This is a genomic window from Thalassovita mediterranea, from assembly GCA_019448215.1.
Lineage (GTDB): Bacteria > Pseudomonadota > Alphaproteobacteria > Caulobacterales > Hyphomonadaceae > Henriciella.
The window spans coordinates 1994076-2008644 of the sequence record CP080408.1 but is presented as its reverse complement, the minus strand read 5'-3'; the positions used below and the strand labels follow the sequence as shown (position 1 = coordinate 2008644).

Sequence of the window (14569 nt, the reverse complement as noted above, 5' to 3'; positions counted from 1 at the left end):
CGTGCGGGCCGCCTGTTTTCTTGTGCGTCTTTAGTCCGCCGGGAATATCTGCTCGTACAGCCACGCGCCAGCCTCTGTCGTGCTCTGGCGTTCCAGATCGACACGTGAGTTTGCCTTGCGCATCAGCGCTGTCGAGATCTCACCTTCCAGCGAGCCGAGAACATTCAGAAGCGCCGTGTTTTCGCGCGCTTCAGGCCCAACCAGCATGAAGGCGTCATAAGGCGGCAACACCGAAAAAGTGTCCTCCAGCAGGACAAGATTGAAAGCGTCGATACGGCCATCAGTTGTGTAGGCCGTGATCAGACCGACCTCGCCGCGCCGGACCGCATCATACATGAAAGCCGAATCCATGCTTCGCGGAGAAAGGCTCTCGAGCCCGTATGTGTCCCGCGTCCGCGTCCATTCAGGGCGGCCAAAGAATTCAGGATCGCTCGCTATCGATAGCGGCGTGCCCGGCAGGTCCCCGATTGTCTCAAGATCATACGTCTCGGCTGTCTCGGGACTGGTCGCGAACGCGTAGGCATTCTCAAAACCCAGCTTTCCGGCGCTGAGAACGCCGTGCTCTTCCAGCAGCCAGGCTGAAACCTGTGCATACATGTCGGCGCGCTGGGCGGGTTCTTCCCGCCCCATCAGGCTCGCCCAGACAGTCCCCGTGTAGTCGACATAGATATCGACCGAGTTCGCCGCGAGCGCGTCGAAGGCCACCGTTGTTCCGAGACCTTCCCGGATACGGACCTCAGCGCCCTGCGCTTCAAGAGTCCGGCGCAACAGGTCGGCGAGGATGTATTGCTCGGTAAACCCCTTGCTGGCGACAGTTATCGTTTGCCCTTCAAGCGGCAGGGCATTGCCGCTGTCAGCGACCTCGGCAGCAGGCGAAGAGGACGAAGCTGGCCCAGCGCGCTGTGGACTGAGGACAAGCAGCGCCGGAAGGATGATGAGGACGAGGCCCACCACCCCGGCAATCGCATGTGAGCGCTTGCGCTCGCTCGCAGATTTCTCGAACTGCGCGATGATCTGGTCCAGCGCGAGCGCCAGCGCAGCTGAGACGAGGCATCCGAACAGCACCGCTGTCCAGTTACGGGTCTGCAGACCCTGAAAGATATAATTGCCGAGGCTGCGCGCCCCGACCGGCGTCGAGAGGGTCGCCGTCCCGACCACCCAGGCTGATGCGGTACGCAAACCTGCAACAATAACTGGCGCCGCCAGAGGCAGATCCACTTCGCGCAGGCGCTGGCGCGCCGTCATCCCGACCGCCAAGGCTGCCTCACGCACGTCTTCATCCACACCGCGCAGCCCGACAATCGTGTTCCGAAGCATCGGCAGAATGGAATAAAGCGAGAGCGCAACGAAAGCTGGCCAGAAGCCGATCATCCCGCCCATCAGCGGCACCATGAGCGCCAGAAGCGCGATGCCCGGTATCGTCTGGATCACGCTCGCGGTGGCGAGCGCGGGACCTGCCACATATTTCTGACGCGCAGCGAGGATGCCGGCCGGGATCGACACCAGAAGACCCGTTGCGAGTGCGCCAAGCGCAAGCTTCAGGTGGCCCGAATAGTTGGCCGGGAACGCGGCAAGCTCTTCTGCCAGGAAGCCGCTCATGTCTCTTGCCCGGCAAAGGCGCGCCCGACCGTTTCAGCCAGCCGACGCGGCGCGGCCAACAGGTCGCGAACCGTATCCGTCGCGGGATTTGCGATCAGTTCTGCAGGCGTGCCCTTCTGCACGATCTGCCCACCATCCATGACGGCCACGCGGTCGCTGAGGCGCAGCGCCTCTGCAAAATCATGCGTCACCAGCACAGAGGCAAAGCCGAGCTCTTTCTTCAGGCGCACCATATCGTCGATGAGGCTGGTTCGCGTGATCGGGTCGAGGGCCGCAAATGGCTCATCCATCAGGATGATTTCAGGCTCACCGGCAAGGGCGCGCGCAAGACCTACCCTCTGACGCTCACCGCCCGACAGCGCCGTCGGATAGCGCTCTGCATATCGCTCGGCGGGAAGGCCGACCATGGAGAGAAGCTCATCTAGCTTTTTCTTCTGGCGCGCCCCATCCCAGCCGAGGAGGCGGGGCGTGACGAGAACATTTTCTGCCACGCTGCGGTGCGGGAAAAGCCCCGCACTCTGGATAACGAAGCCGATCCGGCGGCGCCATTCATGCGCAGGCATGTCATGGGCGCGTGTTCCGCCAAGCCAGACTTCGCCCGCGTCCGGCTCTACCAGCCGGTTCAGCATTTTCAGTGTCGTGGTCTTTCCACACCCCGAATGGCCGATCAGGGCGAGCGTTTCGCCTGCGGCCAGATCGAGGCTGACGCCATCCACCACGACCGTCTCACCAAATCTCTTGCTGAGGCGGTCGGCAGATAGCAGCGGGGGGCTCAGTCGCCCAGATCCTCTGAAAGGACCGTCATCTGGAACTGGTAGGATGTCTCGCCTTCATCGACGTCCTTGTAGATCACCGCGATGAACTCCGAGCCGAGATAGACTTCGACGGAATCATCGGTCTGCGACCGGCTAACAAGGCGGATGTCCGGGTTCAGCTTGCCTTTGAGATAGGCTTCGAGCAGCTGGGTTTCGTTCTTCTTCAGATCTTCGCTCATCATCGTCTCCTGTATTCGCGCAGAGAGCTATATCAATTGGCGAAGCGCTGAAACGGCTGAACGCGCCTTTTCTTCAGTTGCGTGAATAGGTCGGCGGGACGTCTTCGCTGGGGTCGAAGCTGCGGCGCTTGAAACCATCCTCATCTTCGCGCGGGTTCGCGACCCGCCAGAGAATAGCGCAGAGCCAGAAAATGAACTCGACAAACGCACGCGCAATCAGCGTCATCAGAATGCCGAAGATCGTGGTTTCATTCACGAAATTACGAAAAACGGCGACCGCAGTCTGGGGAATGTCAGGATTGCGCACGAAGTCGATATTCGCGATCCAGTTGGCGACATCATTGATCTGATTGAGCTGGCGCGGGAAGAAAACGATGCCCAGCAGCATCAGTATGATGACCATGAAGAAGGTCGCGACAATCTTCGTGGAGGCGATTGAAAACCCGCCAAGCAATCTAAGCATGAGAAACCACCCCTGTGCCCTTACGGGATGTTCTATGCGAGTCTTGTGCCGATATCCAGCTGCCTAGGAGGATTCAGGAAGCGTCTGGTCCATATTCCTGGCTGGGGCTTCTCCGCCGCCGCCGACAACACGGGCCGGTACGCCCGCCACCGTGGTGCGCGGCGCAACGTCTTTCAGGACGACACTGCCCGCAGCAATCTTGGCTTCATCGCCGACCTGGATATTGCCGAGAACCTTGGCACCGACAGACACCAGAACACCGCGGCCAATCTTGGGATGACGGTCTCCGACTTCCTTGCCGGTACCGCCAAGCGTGACGCCTTGCAGAATAGAGCAGTCGTCGCCGACCACGGCCGTCTCACCGATGGTAATGTTCGTTGCGTGGTCCAGCATGACACCGGTGCCCATCTTCACAGCGGGGTGGATGTCGACGCCGAAACGCTCGCTGGCGCGTGACTGGAAATGGAAGGCCAGCGTCTCACGGCCATCGCGCCACAGGCGGTTTGCAACGCGCTGGGTCTGCAGGGCCAGAAACCCTTTGAAGAACAGGAAAGGCTGCAGCAGGCCGCGGCAGGCAGGGTCGCGCTCGAGAACAGCCTGAAGGTCGCGCTCGGCCGCTTCGATCATCCAGTGGTTCTCGTCATAGCAATGCGCGATGACGTGGCGCACCTGCTGCGCACCGATCTCAGGCCCCGCTAGCTTCTCTGCCAGATGAAAGGACAGCGCCTGACAGATCGTGTCATGCGACAGGATCGCTGCATCGATATAGCTCGCAAGCGTCGGCTCATCGGCAGCCGCAGCTTTCGCTTCGAAGCGCAGTCTGCGCCATGGTGGCGGCGGTGCGCCAATGTCTGGATTATCGACCATGGGCCTTATCCTTCAAGCCTTGCGTCTTTTTGTGCAGATGGATCGCCTGAGCTGATGCTTCAAGGCTCGCGCAGCGTTCAGCCGCCGTCCTGCTTGCCGACATAACGGATGGCAAACCCGTTTCGCAGCGTACGCACGACCTCACCGACGAGATTGCCTACCGTCACGCGCTCGCCGACGAAAGGCGCAGGGCCATCGGTCTCGAAAGCAGCACCAGACAGCGAGATATCGATCGTCCGGCATTGCAGGACACGGCCATCCGCGCGGGTCACCAGCGCCGGTCCACCTGAGGCATAGCGCGGGGCCTCGCGCTCATCTGTCAGCCCCAACGCCTTTACGTTCGCAAGCCAGGTCAGCCGGTCGGCGATCTTTTCCTTCTTGCGCATGGTCACGCTGAACTGGACGGCAAATCCCGCATCAGTATGGCGCACGACATCGGTTTCGATGCGGCCGAGATCATCAAGGTAACAGACGACACGGCTACCGATCGCGGGCTTCTGGCGAGACATGAAGGCAGCGCCGCCGCACGAAATATTCTCTGTCAGGAGCGTGTGGTCATCGCCGCTTTCAGCAAGGAAGCGGCCATTCAGCTGGACGTTGACGCGCCTGTTGCGGCGCCTGTCTTTGCGAAGGTCGAGCGCTGGGCGCAGTCCTGCTGCCCTTGGTTTGACGGCTTCCATGCGGCCTCCTGCCTGACGGACCCTGGCAAAGATCAGTTGCCGGTCCATCCCCGATGTTAAGAAACCTATGTTCACAAATGGTTGATGGCCGATCAAAAGTTGACACCGCCGTCAACAATCAGGAAACCTCCCCGCCAAGGGAGAAATCAAATGCCAGAAACTGCAAACTTCGACTATGTGATCGTCGGCGCAGGCAGCGCCGGATGTGTGCTCGCAAACCGCCTCAGCGCCGATCCAGACGTAAATGTCTGCCTCGTTGAAGCTGGCGGTCAGGACAAGAGCCTGATGATCCGCATGCCGGCAGGCGTCGGCGGCCTGATCAAGGATGCAGGCCCTCACAATTGGGGCTTCTACACAGAAGCCCAGAAGCATATGGACGGTCGCAAGCTCTGGTGGCCGCGCGGCAAGGGCTGGGGCGGCTCATCTTCCATCAATGGTATGGTCTATATCCGCGGCCATGCGCGCGATTACGACCAGTGGCGCCAGTCCGGCCTCACTGGCTGGAGCTATGCTGACGTTCTCCCCTATTTCCGCCGCTCTGAAGGCTATCGCGGCAAGGATGAGACCTTTCACGGCCAGGACGGCCCGCTCGTCGTAGAGGACAGCCCTCTCGACTCCGTGGCCTATGACAGCTTCATCAAATCCGGTGAGCAGGCAGGCTACCCCTATACGCCAGACTTCAACGGGGCACAGCAGGAAGGCGTCGGCCCCTATCAGCGCACCATCAATGACGGCGAACGCTGGAGCACGGCGCGTGCCTTCCTCCATCCTGTCCTGAAAGACAGGCCAAACCTTACCGTCATGTCGACTGCGCTCGTCTCGAAGATCCGGTTTGAGGGCAAGCGCGCCATTGGCGTCGAAACGCTATCCGGTCGCGGCGCTGAACCGACACTCGTGCGCGCGGACCGCGAAGTGCTCATCTGCGCAGGTGCCGTCCAGTCGCCGCAGATCCTGAAGCTCTCAGGCCTCGGCCCGGCCGCTGAACTTCGCAAACACTCTATCGACGTCGTGCAGGACATGCCCGGGATTGGTGAGAACCTGCAGGACCATCTCGACGTCACCGTCATTCACAAGATGACCCAGAAACTGTCTGCCTATTCGCGTCAGGCGGGTCTCAAGAAGATCGCCGTCGGTCTCAACTATCTGTTGCGCAAGCAGGGTGCTGGCCGCGACAACTTCCTGCAGGCGGGCGGCTTCCTGAAATCGCGCGAAGGCCTCGACCGGCCTGACCTGCAGCTTCACTTCGTAAACGCCATCATGATCGATCATGCCCGCACGCAAGTGAAAGCGGATGGCTTTACCATCCATGCCTGCCAACTTCGCCCCGAAAGCCGCGGCAGCGTGACCCTCGCCAGCGCCGACCCGTTCGATCATCCGCTGATCGACCCGAACTATCTCGCCACCGAAGAAGACCGCCGCGCCATGCGCGAAGGCGTCAAGATCTGCCGAGAGATTGCAGGCCAGAATGCCTTCGATGCCCTGCGCGGTGAAGAGATCATGCCCGGCCAGGATGTGCGCACCGATGCAGAGATCGACGCCTTCATCCGCAAATCCGGCGAGACCATCTATCACCCGGTCGGCACAGTCCGCATGGGTGTCGATGATGCCGCCCCGCTCGACGGTGAACTTCGCGTGCGCGGTATCGAAGGCCTTCGCGTCGTCGATGCGTCCGTGATGCCAACGCTGGTTAGCGGGAATACGAATGCGCCGACAATCATGGTCGCGGAAAAGGCCGCTGACATGATCCGGGGCCTCTCCGCCCCGGCCCCAGCTGAGGTCGCAGAACCTGCCTAGTCGAGATCGGCGTTCCACACCCTGCGGATGTGGACGTCGGCCTCTGGCCCGAGATTGAGCCAGGCGAGCCGGCCTGTAGAGGCATTGGCAATCATGACCTGATCGGCAGAGGTCACCGTCTGGTTCAGCTGATCGCGCAGCCGCGCCTGCTTCACACTCGACCGCAGCGCCCAGACGCCCGGCATGATCTCGGCAAACTTGCCAAGGCGGTTCAGCACGCTGACGAGCTGGATTTCGCCTGTCCCTGTCAGCTTGGCGATGATGAGGTAGTTGGAGACTTCCTCCACCGCTTCCTGCTGACCGGATGGGCGAAGCGCTTCTTTCAGATGAGCGATTAGCGGGTGGTGCTGCTGGGCTGGCAGGAACGCCCCGCCATCGCCTTCGGCGACCTGCGTGCCCGGGCCAACTCGCTTTTCAGCGATAAAGCCAACCATCTGGCCCAGCGTGTACGGGCCATAAACAACCTCATTCACCAGCACCCGCCATTCTGCCGGGTCCATTTCAGAAAGATCGAGTGCCTGTTCCGATGACATGCTTGCAGCGCTCAGTTTCGTTGTAGCCGTAACCTCAGTTCAGACCGCGATTATCCCCGCAAAAGTAAGCAGCAGGTTACGCCGGATGCATTCATTCTGCCTGCGAAGCCTGCAAGGACGGGTCGTAGCGCCGCCCTCTCAGGCGCGCAAACAGGCGCCGTCCGGGCTTCATCGTCATCAGCCTGTAGGCCGCCGGCGTGAAGTAAAGCGCCAGTAGCGCTGAGCCTGCCACGCCGCCCGCAATCGCGGTGGCCAGCGGCAGCCAGAACACATCGCCCGTGAGGATGATCGGCACGAAGCCGCCCATCGTTGTCAGCGTGGTCGCCACGATATGGCGCGTTGCATCGACGACGATTTCACGCTGGGCAAGGACATTGTCGGCACGCGCCGCCGCGTTCCCCTGCAGCAAGGACAGCACCACAATCGAACTGTTGATCGAAATGCCAAGCAGGCCAAGCGAGCCGACGATCGCGTTAAATCCCAGCGGCAGATTGAACATCCACACCCCGCCAAAGGCGAGCCCGACAGACAGGAAACCCGTCAGCAGGATCAGCATCGACAGCCGGAAGGAGTTGAACACCAGCGTCACGGCGCCCGCCATGATGATAATGAGTGGCACGGCGAGCGACAGAAGATTGGTCGTCGCCTCGGCCCGCGTTTCCGCTTCTCCGCCTATGAGAATGTCATAGCCGGGCGGCGTCTCGAAATCGGAAGCTTCCAGCAGCTCCTGAAAACTCTCCAGCACAGGCGACGGCAATGAGAAGGGCTCGGTGAAACCGAAGATCTGGTTCACCCGCCGCCCGTCAAACCTCGTAATTACTGCGGTTTGAGGGTCGAGCGTCATCTCACCGAGCGTCGCCAGCGGCGCCCCCTCGCGGCCAGCATTGGTGCCGACCGACATGGCGCGAAGGTCTGAAAGCTGCGACCGGCGCGCTTGCGGCGCGATCACGCGAACCGGGATTTCCTCGATGCCTTCCAGGATCGACCCGGCCGGCACGCCTTCCAGCTCGGCGCGAACATCCTGCGCGAGACCGGCCAGCCGCTCTCCGGTCATCGCCGTCGCGGCTTCATCAGCCCGGATCGTAACCGTCGGGGCACCAAGCTGCAGGCTCGCCTGCGTATAGGTGACGCCCGGCGTCGCAGACAGGACCCGCCGCGTCTCGTTGCCAAGACGGTTCAGCGTTTCAAGGCTGTCGCCGCGAATGTAGAACTCGATTGGCGCAGGCACGGGCGGCCCTTGCTCGAACGGCAGCGCCAGGAACTGCGCGCCCGGAAACTCCATCCGCAGATCGTCCTGTATCCGGCGAACGAGACGGCGCGTCGAAAGATTATCGGTCAGCTGCACCCAGCCTGCCGCAAAGCCCGGTACGCCCTGCGTATTGTTGAACGCATTGTAGTAGACGCGCGGCGCGGACTCCCCGAGCGTGAAATTGACAAGCTCGACCTCTGAATATTCGCGCAGAAGCTCTGTCGCGCGCATGGCGGCGCGCTCGGCCTCATAGATCGTCGCGGTCGGTGGCAGGCTGATTTCGACCTGGAACTGATCGCGTTCGGTCTGCGGGAAAAACTGGAGCGGCAGGCTGCCGCCAAGCGCAAAGCCGATCAGGGCGGGGACGAGGCCGATGGCGAGACCAAGCGGCGGAAACTTCAGCACAGCGCCCACCGTCCAGCGATAGCCGTCGGTCACCGCATCAATGGAAATCCCGTCGCGCAGCCAGTTCTTGCGCTCGCCGATGATGCGCTTGCGGTCAAAGCGCCCCGCTAAGAACGGAATGATCGTCATCGACAGAACGAAAGATGCGATAACCGAGAAGATCACCGAGACGCCGAGCATACCGATGAACTCACCTGCCGCGCCGGGCATGAGTGCAATCGGCGCGAAGGCCAGCGCTGTCGTCAGCGTCGAGGCGAAAAGCGGGCCGAACAGCTTCGACAGCGCAATATCGATGGCTTCAATGATGCCATGTCCACGCGCGCGCTCCTGATCATACTCGTCATAAACGACGATCGCATTGTCGATGAGAAGACCGAGCGAGATGACGAGGCCGGTCACCGACATCTGGTGCAGCGGGTAGCCGAAGACGTTGAACAGGATGAGGACCAGCGCGATGGTCAGCGGCAGCGCGGCGCCGACGACAAAAGCCGCCCGCCACCCCATCACCAGAAACAGCGCAAGGAAAACGATCACCGAAGAGAAGGCGAGGTTCTGCGCAAGACCGTTGAGGCGCGCATTCGTATATTCGCTCTGGTCAAAGACGAGCTGGACATCGATGGCCGCAGGGGACGCCGCGTCGAACTCCGCCACCAGTGCACGCGCACGCTCGGCCCATTGGTCGACACGTTGATTGGGCTGGATGAAGGCGCTCACCACGATCGAGCGCTGGCCATTGGTGAAGTTCATCACCGTCGCCGGGTCCTCAATGCCTTTTCGCACCTCTGCTATATCACCGACCCGCAGGGCGCTGCCGTCCGGGCGTTGGACCAGTGGCACTGAGCGGATCCGCGCAATCCCGTCGAATGAGCCGCCAATCTCTACACCTACATCGGCGCGGTCGCCGCGCACCTGACCGGCGGGGGCCTTGGCATCCGATGCCGCGACCAGCTGGGCGGCATCACTCATGCTCAGGCCAGCAGCAGACAGCGCGTCAGGGTCGATGACCACCCGCACTTCCTCACGCGGCAGACCGTAAATCTCTGTCTCTTCCGTGCCTGGCAGGTTCTGGAACCGGTCTGACAGGTTGCGGGCAAAGCGCGACATGACGGCAAGCTCGGCCTCGCCTTCACCGCTCCAGACCAGCGAGACAAGCATGGTCGACGCACCGACATACTGGCGCTCAATGCGTGGAAAGCTTGTCCCCGGCGGAAGGTTGGCGCGTGCGCCATCCACTTTTGCTCGCACCAGCGTCCAGGCATCGTCGACTTCAGCCTCAGTCAGCCCTTCATCCATCGAGATATTGATCTGCGAGACGTTCTGGCGCGAGCTCGACCGGACTTCATCAACTTCCGGCAGTTCGCGGATCGCGCTTTCGATCGGGTCAGTGATCGTCGCTTCAATACGCTCGGCGTCGGCACCCGGCAGTGTGGTCAGCACATAGCCGAAGCGTTCAACCAGCGTCGGATCTTCCTGCCGTCCAAGCGTCAGGAGAGAGCCGATCGCGCCAGCCACAATAACGAGAACGGCGAGGATGCTGAGCCGCGGGAGCCGGTAGAAAAGCGTACGCATCGCGGGTTTCCCCCTCCCCTAGCCTTCGGCTGAATACGACGCAGCGATTGGCGCAGGACGCGGCGCAACCGCCTGTCCGGGCGCAACACGCTGCAACCCGTCCACAATTATGCGGTCACCATTGGAGATCGCACCGCGGACAAAGGCCCGCTCGCCATCGCTCTGGACCACTTCGACCAGTCCCGGACGCGCAACCCAGCCACCTTCCTGCGGAACGGCAATATAGAGAGACCAGAGCCCGCGCTGGCCCTCAGCGAGCGCGGACACCGGCAACCACAAGCCGTTCTCTTCAACATCGCGCGAGAGAGACAGGCGCACGACAGCCCCGACAGAAGCGGTGGCTGCATCCGTGATATCGAACACCGTCGTTACACTCCGCTGTCCGGCCTCAATGACACCCGTGACAGAGCGCAGCCGCGCATCAATCGGCCCATTATCGCTTTGCAGCGTATAGACCTGTCCCGCCTCAAGCGTGGAGGCAAGGTTTGCGGGCAAACCGATCCGCGCCTCGAGAGCCCCTGTTTCCACCAGCGCGAAGACCGGCGCGCCCTGCGGGGCAATGGCGCCCTCATCATAATTGCGAGCGGTAATCACACCGGGATAAGGCGCCGTGATGCTCGCAAGGTCGATCTGTACGCGCAGCGTATCGGCCTGCGCTTTCGCCGCTTCGATCCGCGCATCAGCGGTCGCAGCCTGCGCCAGCGCTTCATCAACCCGCTGTTGCGAGACATGGCCACGCGCCATCAGCGTCTGCTGACGCTCAACCGTATTCATCGCAAGGGCATGAGAGGCGCGCGCTTCATTCACCCGTGCCTCAGCCGAGGCCAGCTGCGAGCGAAGCGCCCTTGTGTCCAGCACGGCCAGAATCTGCCCATCGGTGACCCGGTCGCCAACATCAACGTTCAGCGCAGCGATACGGCCCCCATCGGCAAAACCAAGGTCACTGGAACGGCGCGGCTGGACAATACCGGTGAACTTCTCATCAAGCGCCAGCGATGACTGCACATCCGCCACGACCACATCGACGGCGAGCGGCGTCGGCTTCTCGCTGATGACGAGCGGCCCTTCGCTGGAGCGTTGGCTTAGGACAAACATGGCAAGCAGCGCGACGCCAACGGCGATCACCGCAATGAAAAGCAGGCCCTTCAGGAAGCTTGGCCGGGGTGTGCGTTCATAGTCGCTCATGCGGCACCTCCACTCGTTTTCTCGAGGCTGCGGACAATTAGGTCGGAATGAAAATCGATGAACTCAGCCTGATCCATGCCGCCCGGCATTGACGCTGTCGCCGGAAAGTCAGGCAGATGAGCGATCATCATGGCGAGCCCGTGAATGGAGGCCCAGACGGACTTGGCTGTGTTGACCGGATCGAGCTCTGCGCGGAAAAACCCGCTTTCGATGCCCTCAGTGACCATATCAGTCAGCACGCTGAAGGCCTGGCCCTTATTTGTGTCGTCAAAGCTGTGGGCGTCGAAAGAAGTTTCGCTGTCCAGGCGCACGCCGGAAAAAGCCGCTACATAGTGATGGGGTTTCTCTATGGCGACGCGGACATAGCCCGTCATGCAACGACGCGCGCGGACGCTGAACGGGTCGCGCCGGTCTGCGATCTCATGCACCGTGCCAAGAAGCCGTCCGAAAAAGGATTCCTTCAGCTCATCGACGAGGTCGTCCTTGGAGCTGAAATATTTGTAGATGGCGGCTGGTGAATAATCGATCTCATCGGCAATCCGGCGGATGGAAAGACCGGCTTCGCCCTCTTCGGCGAAGACTTTCTCGGCCGCGTCCAGTATCGCCCCGCGTACCCGCAACCGGCGCCGCTCTGCTGGCGAAATCTCGCTATCCTGCATGTCGCGCCACCCTCAGCTGCACCCGTGGGAACCTAGCCGAACCCATGTCACTAAGCAATAGGCGTTCAATTTGTGAACACCGTTCACTTCGAGCTGTAGAGTGCGCTATTATTTCCGCCCGGCGAGGTTTGAATCGGCCGTCTCGCTCCTATTTCTTGGGCATGACCAAGCTCTTTCCTGACGCCCCATCGGTGGGCACCGCCATGCAGGCCACGCGCGAAAGCGAGACGGCCCGCGAATTCCTTGCGCTGCGCCGGTCTGCCAACAAGGCCTTCATCGGTAGCCCGGGGCCAGACCCTGACACGCTCGACGCCATTCTTACGGCGGCAACGCGCGTGCCAGATCACCGGCGCCTCTCGCCCTGGCGGTTCATCGTGCTGGAAGGCGATGCACGGATGGCCTTCGGTGAAAAGGCGGCAGAGGTCCACAAGCAGGAAAACGAGTTTGCCTCCGAAGCAGACCTCGAAGCCACAAAGGCCCTGCCCCTGCGTGCCCCCTGCGTGGTGGTGCTGATTTCAAGCCCGAAGGACGACAACAAGACCCCCGTCTGGGAACAGGAACTATCGGCCGGCGCACTCGGCTACAATCTGCTCCTCAGCGCCAATGCCGCTGGCTATGCCGGTGTCTGGCTGACGGAATGGATCAGCTTTTCAAGATGCATCAACCAGGTGCTCGGCCTCTCAAGCCGTGAGCGCATTGCTGGCTACTTCTATCTCGGCAAGGCAACTGCAGACCCGCAGGAACGCGCGCGCCCCGATCCAGACGAGCTAATCTCCCGCTGGCAGGGCTAGCTCAGCCCGAACAGGGCCTCACTCTCGGCAAGGAAGCTATCGCCACCTCTGGTGATACCTGAAACGCGGCCCGGTGCTTCGGCCAGCGACGTCTCGGCGAAGAAGCCTGCAAGTGCCGTCATCCGGCCCCGCAGCGCCGAATTGTCCGCCCGCGCCGATAGCGCGCCCTTGGTCAGGAAGTGACCGCCGATGACATCGCCTGCAAGCTCCAGATAGGCCGTGGCGCCAGAGAGGCCTTTCTCGCGCTCATCCTTCATGGCGGCTTTCATCCAGTCGGTCGCCTCGCCGAGCGCATCTGCGGCCGCGACCAGCCTGTCGGCAATGTGCCCCAGCTGCGGGTCATTCGTCTCACGCGCCGCGCGCGCCGTTTCACGCACTTCGTCGATCATGTCGCTCATTGCACGCCCGCCCGCCATGGAGAGTTTGCGCCCGACAAGGTCGATGGCCTGAATGCCGTTCGTGCCTTCATAGATCGGGGCGATCCGTGCATCGCGGTAGAGCTGCGCGGCCAGCGTCTCATTCATGAAGCCCATGCCGCCATGGATCTGCACGCCAAGGCTCGCCATCTCGACCCCGGTATCAGTCGACCAAGCCTTTGCGATTGGCGTCAGGAGTTCCTCGCGCAGGCGCGCAGCCTCACGGGTCGCCTCGTCTTCAGCGGCATCCGAAAGATCAGCGGCGACCCCGCAAGCATAACAGATGGCGCGCGCCGCCATCGTGTGGGCGCGCATCGTCGTCAGTGTGCGGCGAATGTCAGCATGGTGCAGGATGGGTGCAGGCCCGTCGACGCCGTCCACTTTGCCCTGCTTGCGCTCATTCGCATAGGCATAGGCGGTCTGGTACGCTGCTTCTGAGACGCCGACGCCTTCAAGCCCGACATTGAGGCGCGCCGCATTCATCATCGTGAACATGCAGGCAAGGCCCTTATTCTCCTCACCGACCAGCCAGCCGGTCGCGCCGTCATATTCCATGACGCAGGTCGGGCTCGCATGAATGCCGATCTTCTTCTCAAGGCCGATACACTGGACGGCGTTGCGCTCACCGAGCGAGCCATCCTCATTCACCAGCACTTTTGGCACGACAAAGAGCGAGATACCGCGCGAGCCTTCCGGCGCATCCGGCAGGCGGGCGAGGACGAGATGGATAATATTATCCGTCATGTCGTGGTCGCCCCAGGTGATGTAGATCTTCTGGCCGGAGATCTTGTAGGAGCCATCTTCCTGCGGCACGGCCTTGGTCTTCAGCGCGCCGACATCAGAGCCTGCCTGAGGCTCTGTCAGGTTCATCGTGCCCGTCCACTCGCCAGAGATCAGCTTGGGCAGGTATTTCTTCTTCTCTGCCTCGCCGCCATGCGCCAGCAGTGCCTCGATCGCGCCTGCGCTCAGCATTGGGCAGAGACCGAAACTCATATTCGACCCGTGCAGCATTTCGAGCACCGCATTCGACAGCGTACGTGGCAGGCCCTGCCCGCCCCATTCGACAGGCGCGGCAAGCCCCATCCAGCCACCTTCCGCAAACTGGCGGTAAGCCTCGGCAAAGCCGTGCGGCGCGACGACCCCGTCGCCCGTCAGCTGCGCGCCCTGCTCATCGCCTGGCTGGTTCAGCGGCGCCAGCACATCACTGGCAAGCTTTCCCGCCTCTTCGAGGATCGGATCGATCAGCTCATCGTCGAACGCTTCGAAGTGCGCGCCCGCCAGGCGGCCGATTCCGGCAAGCTGCCTCAAGGCGAAAGCCATGTCCTCAACGGGTGCCCGATAGCTCATATGATGCATCTCCCGGAT

Annotated in this window: 13 protein-coding genes; 2 read left to right on the top strand and 11 right to left on the bottom strand. The window is 61.8% G+C overall.

Going from position 1 to position 14569, the window contains the following annotated elements; translation table 11 throughout:
* Positions 1-30: 30 nt before the first annotated feature.
* The 6 genes from KUV46_10090 to KUV46_10065 form a co-directional block, all read right to left on the bottom strand.
* A complete protein-coding gene (locus KUV46_10090; GenBank protein ID QYI99702.1) occupies positions 31-1599 on the bottom strand; it encodes an ABC transporter permease/substrate-binding protein in 1569 nt (522 codons plus the stop codon).
* A complete protein-coding gene (locus KUV46_10085) occupies positions 1596-2318 on the bottom strand; it encodes an ATP-binding cassette domain-containing protein (protein QYI99701.1) in 723 nt (240 codons plus the stop codon). Before KUV46_10085 ends, KUV46_10090 begins: the two co-directional genes overlap by 4 nt.
* Positions 2319-2371: 53 nt before the next feature.
* Entirely contained in the window at positions 2372-2593 is a 222-nt protein-coding gene (locus KUV46_10080; protein QYI99700.1) for a DUF3126 family protein, read from the bottom strand.
* Between the two features lie 73 nt (positions 2594-2666).
* Complete coding sequence (locus KUV46_10075; GenBank protein QYI99699.1) at positions 2667-3056, bottom strand: hypothetical protein; 390 nt, start codon at positions 3054-3056, stop codon at positions 2667-2669.
* A 63-nt stretch (positions 3057-3119) separates the two neighbouring features.
* Positions 3120-3923 carry a serine O-acetyltransferase gene (gene cysE, locus KUV46_10070; protein QYI99698.1) on the bottom strand — a complete coding sequence of 268 codons (804 nt, stop codon included), beginning with the start codon at positions 3921-3923 and terminating at the stop codon, positions 3120-3122.
* Between the two features lie 77 nt (positions 3924-4000).
* Positions 4001-4603, bottom strand: a complete 603-nt coding sequence (locus tag KUV46_10065) for a PilZ domain-containing protein (GenBank protein QYI99697.1) — start codon at positions 4601-4603, stop codon at positions 4001-4003.
* A 150-nt stretch (positions 4604-4753) separates the two neighbouring features.
* Here KUV46_10065 and KUV46_10060 point away from each other — a divergent pair, with 150 nt between their 5' ends.
* Positions 4754-6397, top strand: coding sequence for a choline dehydrogenase (locus KUV46_10060; GenBank protein ID QYI99696.1), 1644 nt, complete (start codon positions 4754-4756; stop codon positions 6395-6397).
* Here KUV46_10060 and KUV46_10055 read toward each other — a convergent pair.
* The 4 genes from KUV46_10055 to KUV46_10040 all read right to left on the bottom strand — a co-directional run bounded on the left by KUV46_10055 (position 6394) and on the right by KUV46_10040 (position 11997).
* Entirely contained in the window at positions 6394-6930 is a 537-nt protein-coding gene (locus KUV46_10055; protein ID QYI99695.1) for a hypothetical protein, read from the bottom strand. The genes KUV46_10060 and KUV46_10055 overlap by 4 nt on opposite strands.
* 91 nt (positions 6931-7021) lie before the next feature.
* Positions 7022-10153, bottom strand: a complete 3132-nt coding sequence (locus KUV46_10050) for an efflux RND transporter permease subunit (GenBank protein ID QYI99694.1) — start codon at positions 10151-10153, stop codon at positions 7022-7024.
* An 18-nt stretch (positions 10154-10171) separates the two neighbouring features.
* Positions 10172-11338, bottom strand: a complete 1167-nt coding sequence (locus KUV46_10045; GenBank protein QYI99693.1) for an efflux RND transporter periplasmic adaptor subunit — start codon at positions 11336-11338, stop codon at positions 10172-10174.
* On the bottom strand, positions 11335-11997 hold the full coding sequence (locus tag KUV46_10040) for a TetR/AcrR family transcriptional regulator (GenBank protein QYI99692.1): 663 nt from the start codon (positions 11995-11997) through the stop codon (positions 11335-11337). Before KUV46_10040 ends, KUV46_10045 begins: the two co-directional genes overlap by 4 nt.
* Before the next feature lie 161 nt (positions 11998-12158).
* Here KUV46_10040 and KUV46_10035 point away from each other — a divergent pair, with 161 nt between their 5' ends.
* Positions 12159-12788, top strand: coding sequence for a nitroreductase (locus tag KUV46_10035; GenBank protein QYI99691.1), 630 nt, complete (start codon positions 12159-12161; stop codon positions 12786-12788).
* On the opposite strand, the gene KUV46_10030 is transcribed toward KUV46_10035, so the two are convergent.
* On the bottom strand, positions 12785-14551 hold the full coding sequence (locus KUV46_10030) for an acyl-CoA dehydrogenase (protein QYI99690.1): 1767 nt from the start codon (positions 14549-14551) through the stop codon (positions 12785-12787). The two genes, KUV46_10035 and KUV46_10030, sit on opposite strands and share 4 nt — an antisense overlap.
* Between the last annotated feature and the right edge of the window lie 18 nt (positions 14552-14569).

Excerpts from the sequence above, each read along its gene's own strand:
- KUV46_10055 (QYI99695.1), bottom strand. The coding sequence starts at position 6,930 with ATGTCATCGGAACAGGCACTCGATCTTTCTGAAATGGACCCGGCAGAA.
- KUV46_10060 (QYI99696.1), top strand. The coding sequence starts at position 4,754 with ATGCCAGAAACTGCAAACTTCGACTATGTGATCGTCGGCGCAGGCAGC.
- KUV46_10065 (QYI99697.1), bottom strand. The coding sequence starts at position 4,603 with ATGGAAGCCGTCAAACCAAGGGCAGCAGGACTGCGCCCAGCGCTCGAC.
- KUV46_10050 (QYI99694.1), bottom strand. The coding sequence starts at position 10,153 with ATGCGTACGCTTTTCTACCGGCTCCCGCGGCTCAGCATCCTCGCCGTT.
- KUV46_10030 (QYI99690.1), bottom strand. The coding sequence starts at position 14,551 with ATGAGCTATCGGGCACCCGTTGAGGACATGGCTTTCGCCTTGAGGCAG.
- KUV46_10090 (QYI99702.1), bottom strand. The coding sequence starts at position 1,599 with ATGAGCGGCTTCCTGGCAGAAGAGCTTGCCGCGTTCCCGGCCAACTAT.
- KUV46_10080 (QYI99700.1), bottom strand. The coding sequence starts at position 2,593 with ATGAGCGAAGATCTGAAGAAGAACGAAACCCAGCTGCTCGAAGCCTAT.
- KUV46_10035 (QYI99691.1), top strand. The coding sequence starts at position 12,159 with ATGACCAAGCTCTTTCCTGACGCCCCATCGGTGGGCACCGCCATGCAG.
- KUV46_10075 (QYI99699.1), bottom strand. The coding sequence starts at position 3,056 with ATGCTTAGATTGCTTGGCGGGTTTTCAATCGCCTCCACGAAGATTGTC.
- KUV46_10040 (QYI99692.1), bottom strand. The coding sequence starts at position 11,997 with ATGCAGGATAGCGAGATTTCGCCAGCAGAGCGGCGCCGGTTGCGGGTA.
- cysE (QYI99698.1), bottom strand. The coding sequence starts at position 3,923 with ATGGTCGATAATCCAGACATTGGCGCACCGCCGCCACCATGGCGCAGA.
- KUV46_10045 (QYI99693.1), bottom strand. The coding sequence starts at position 11,338 with ATGAGCGACTATGAACGCACACCCCGGCCAAGCTTCCTGAAGGGCCTG.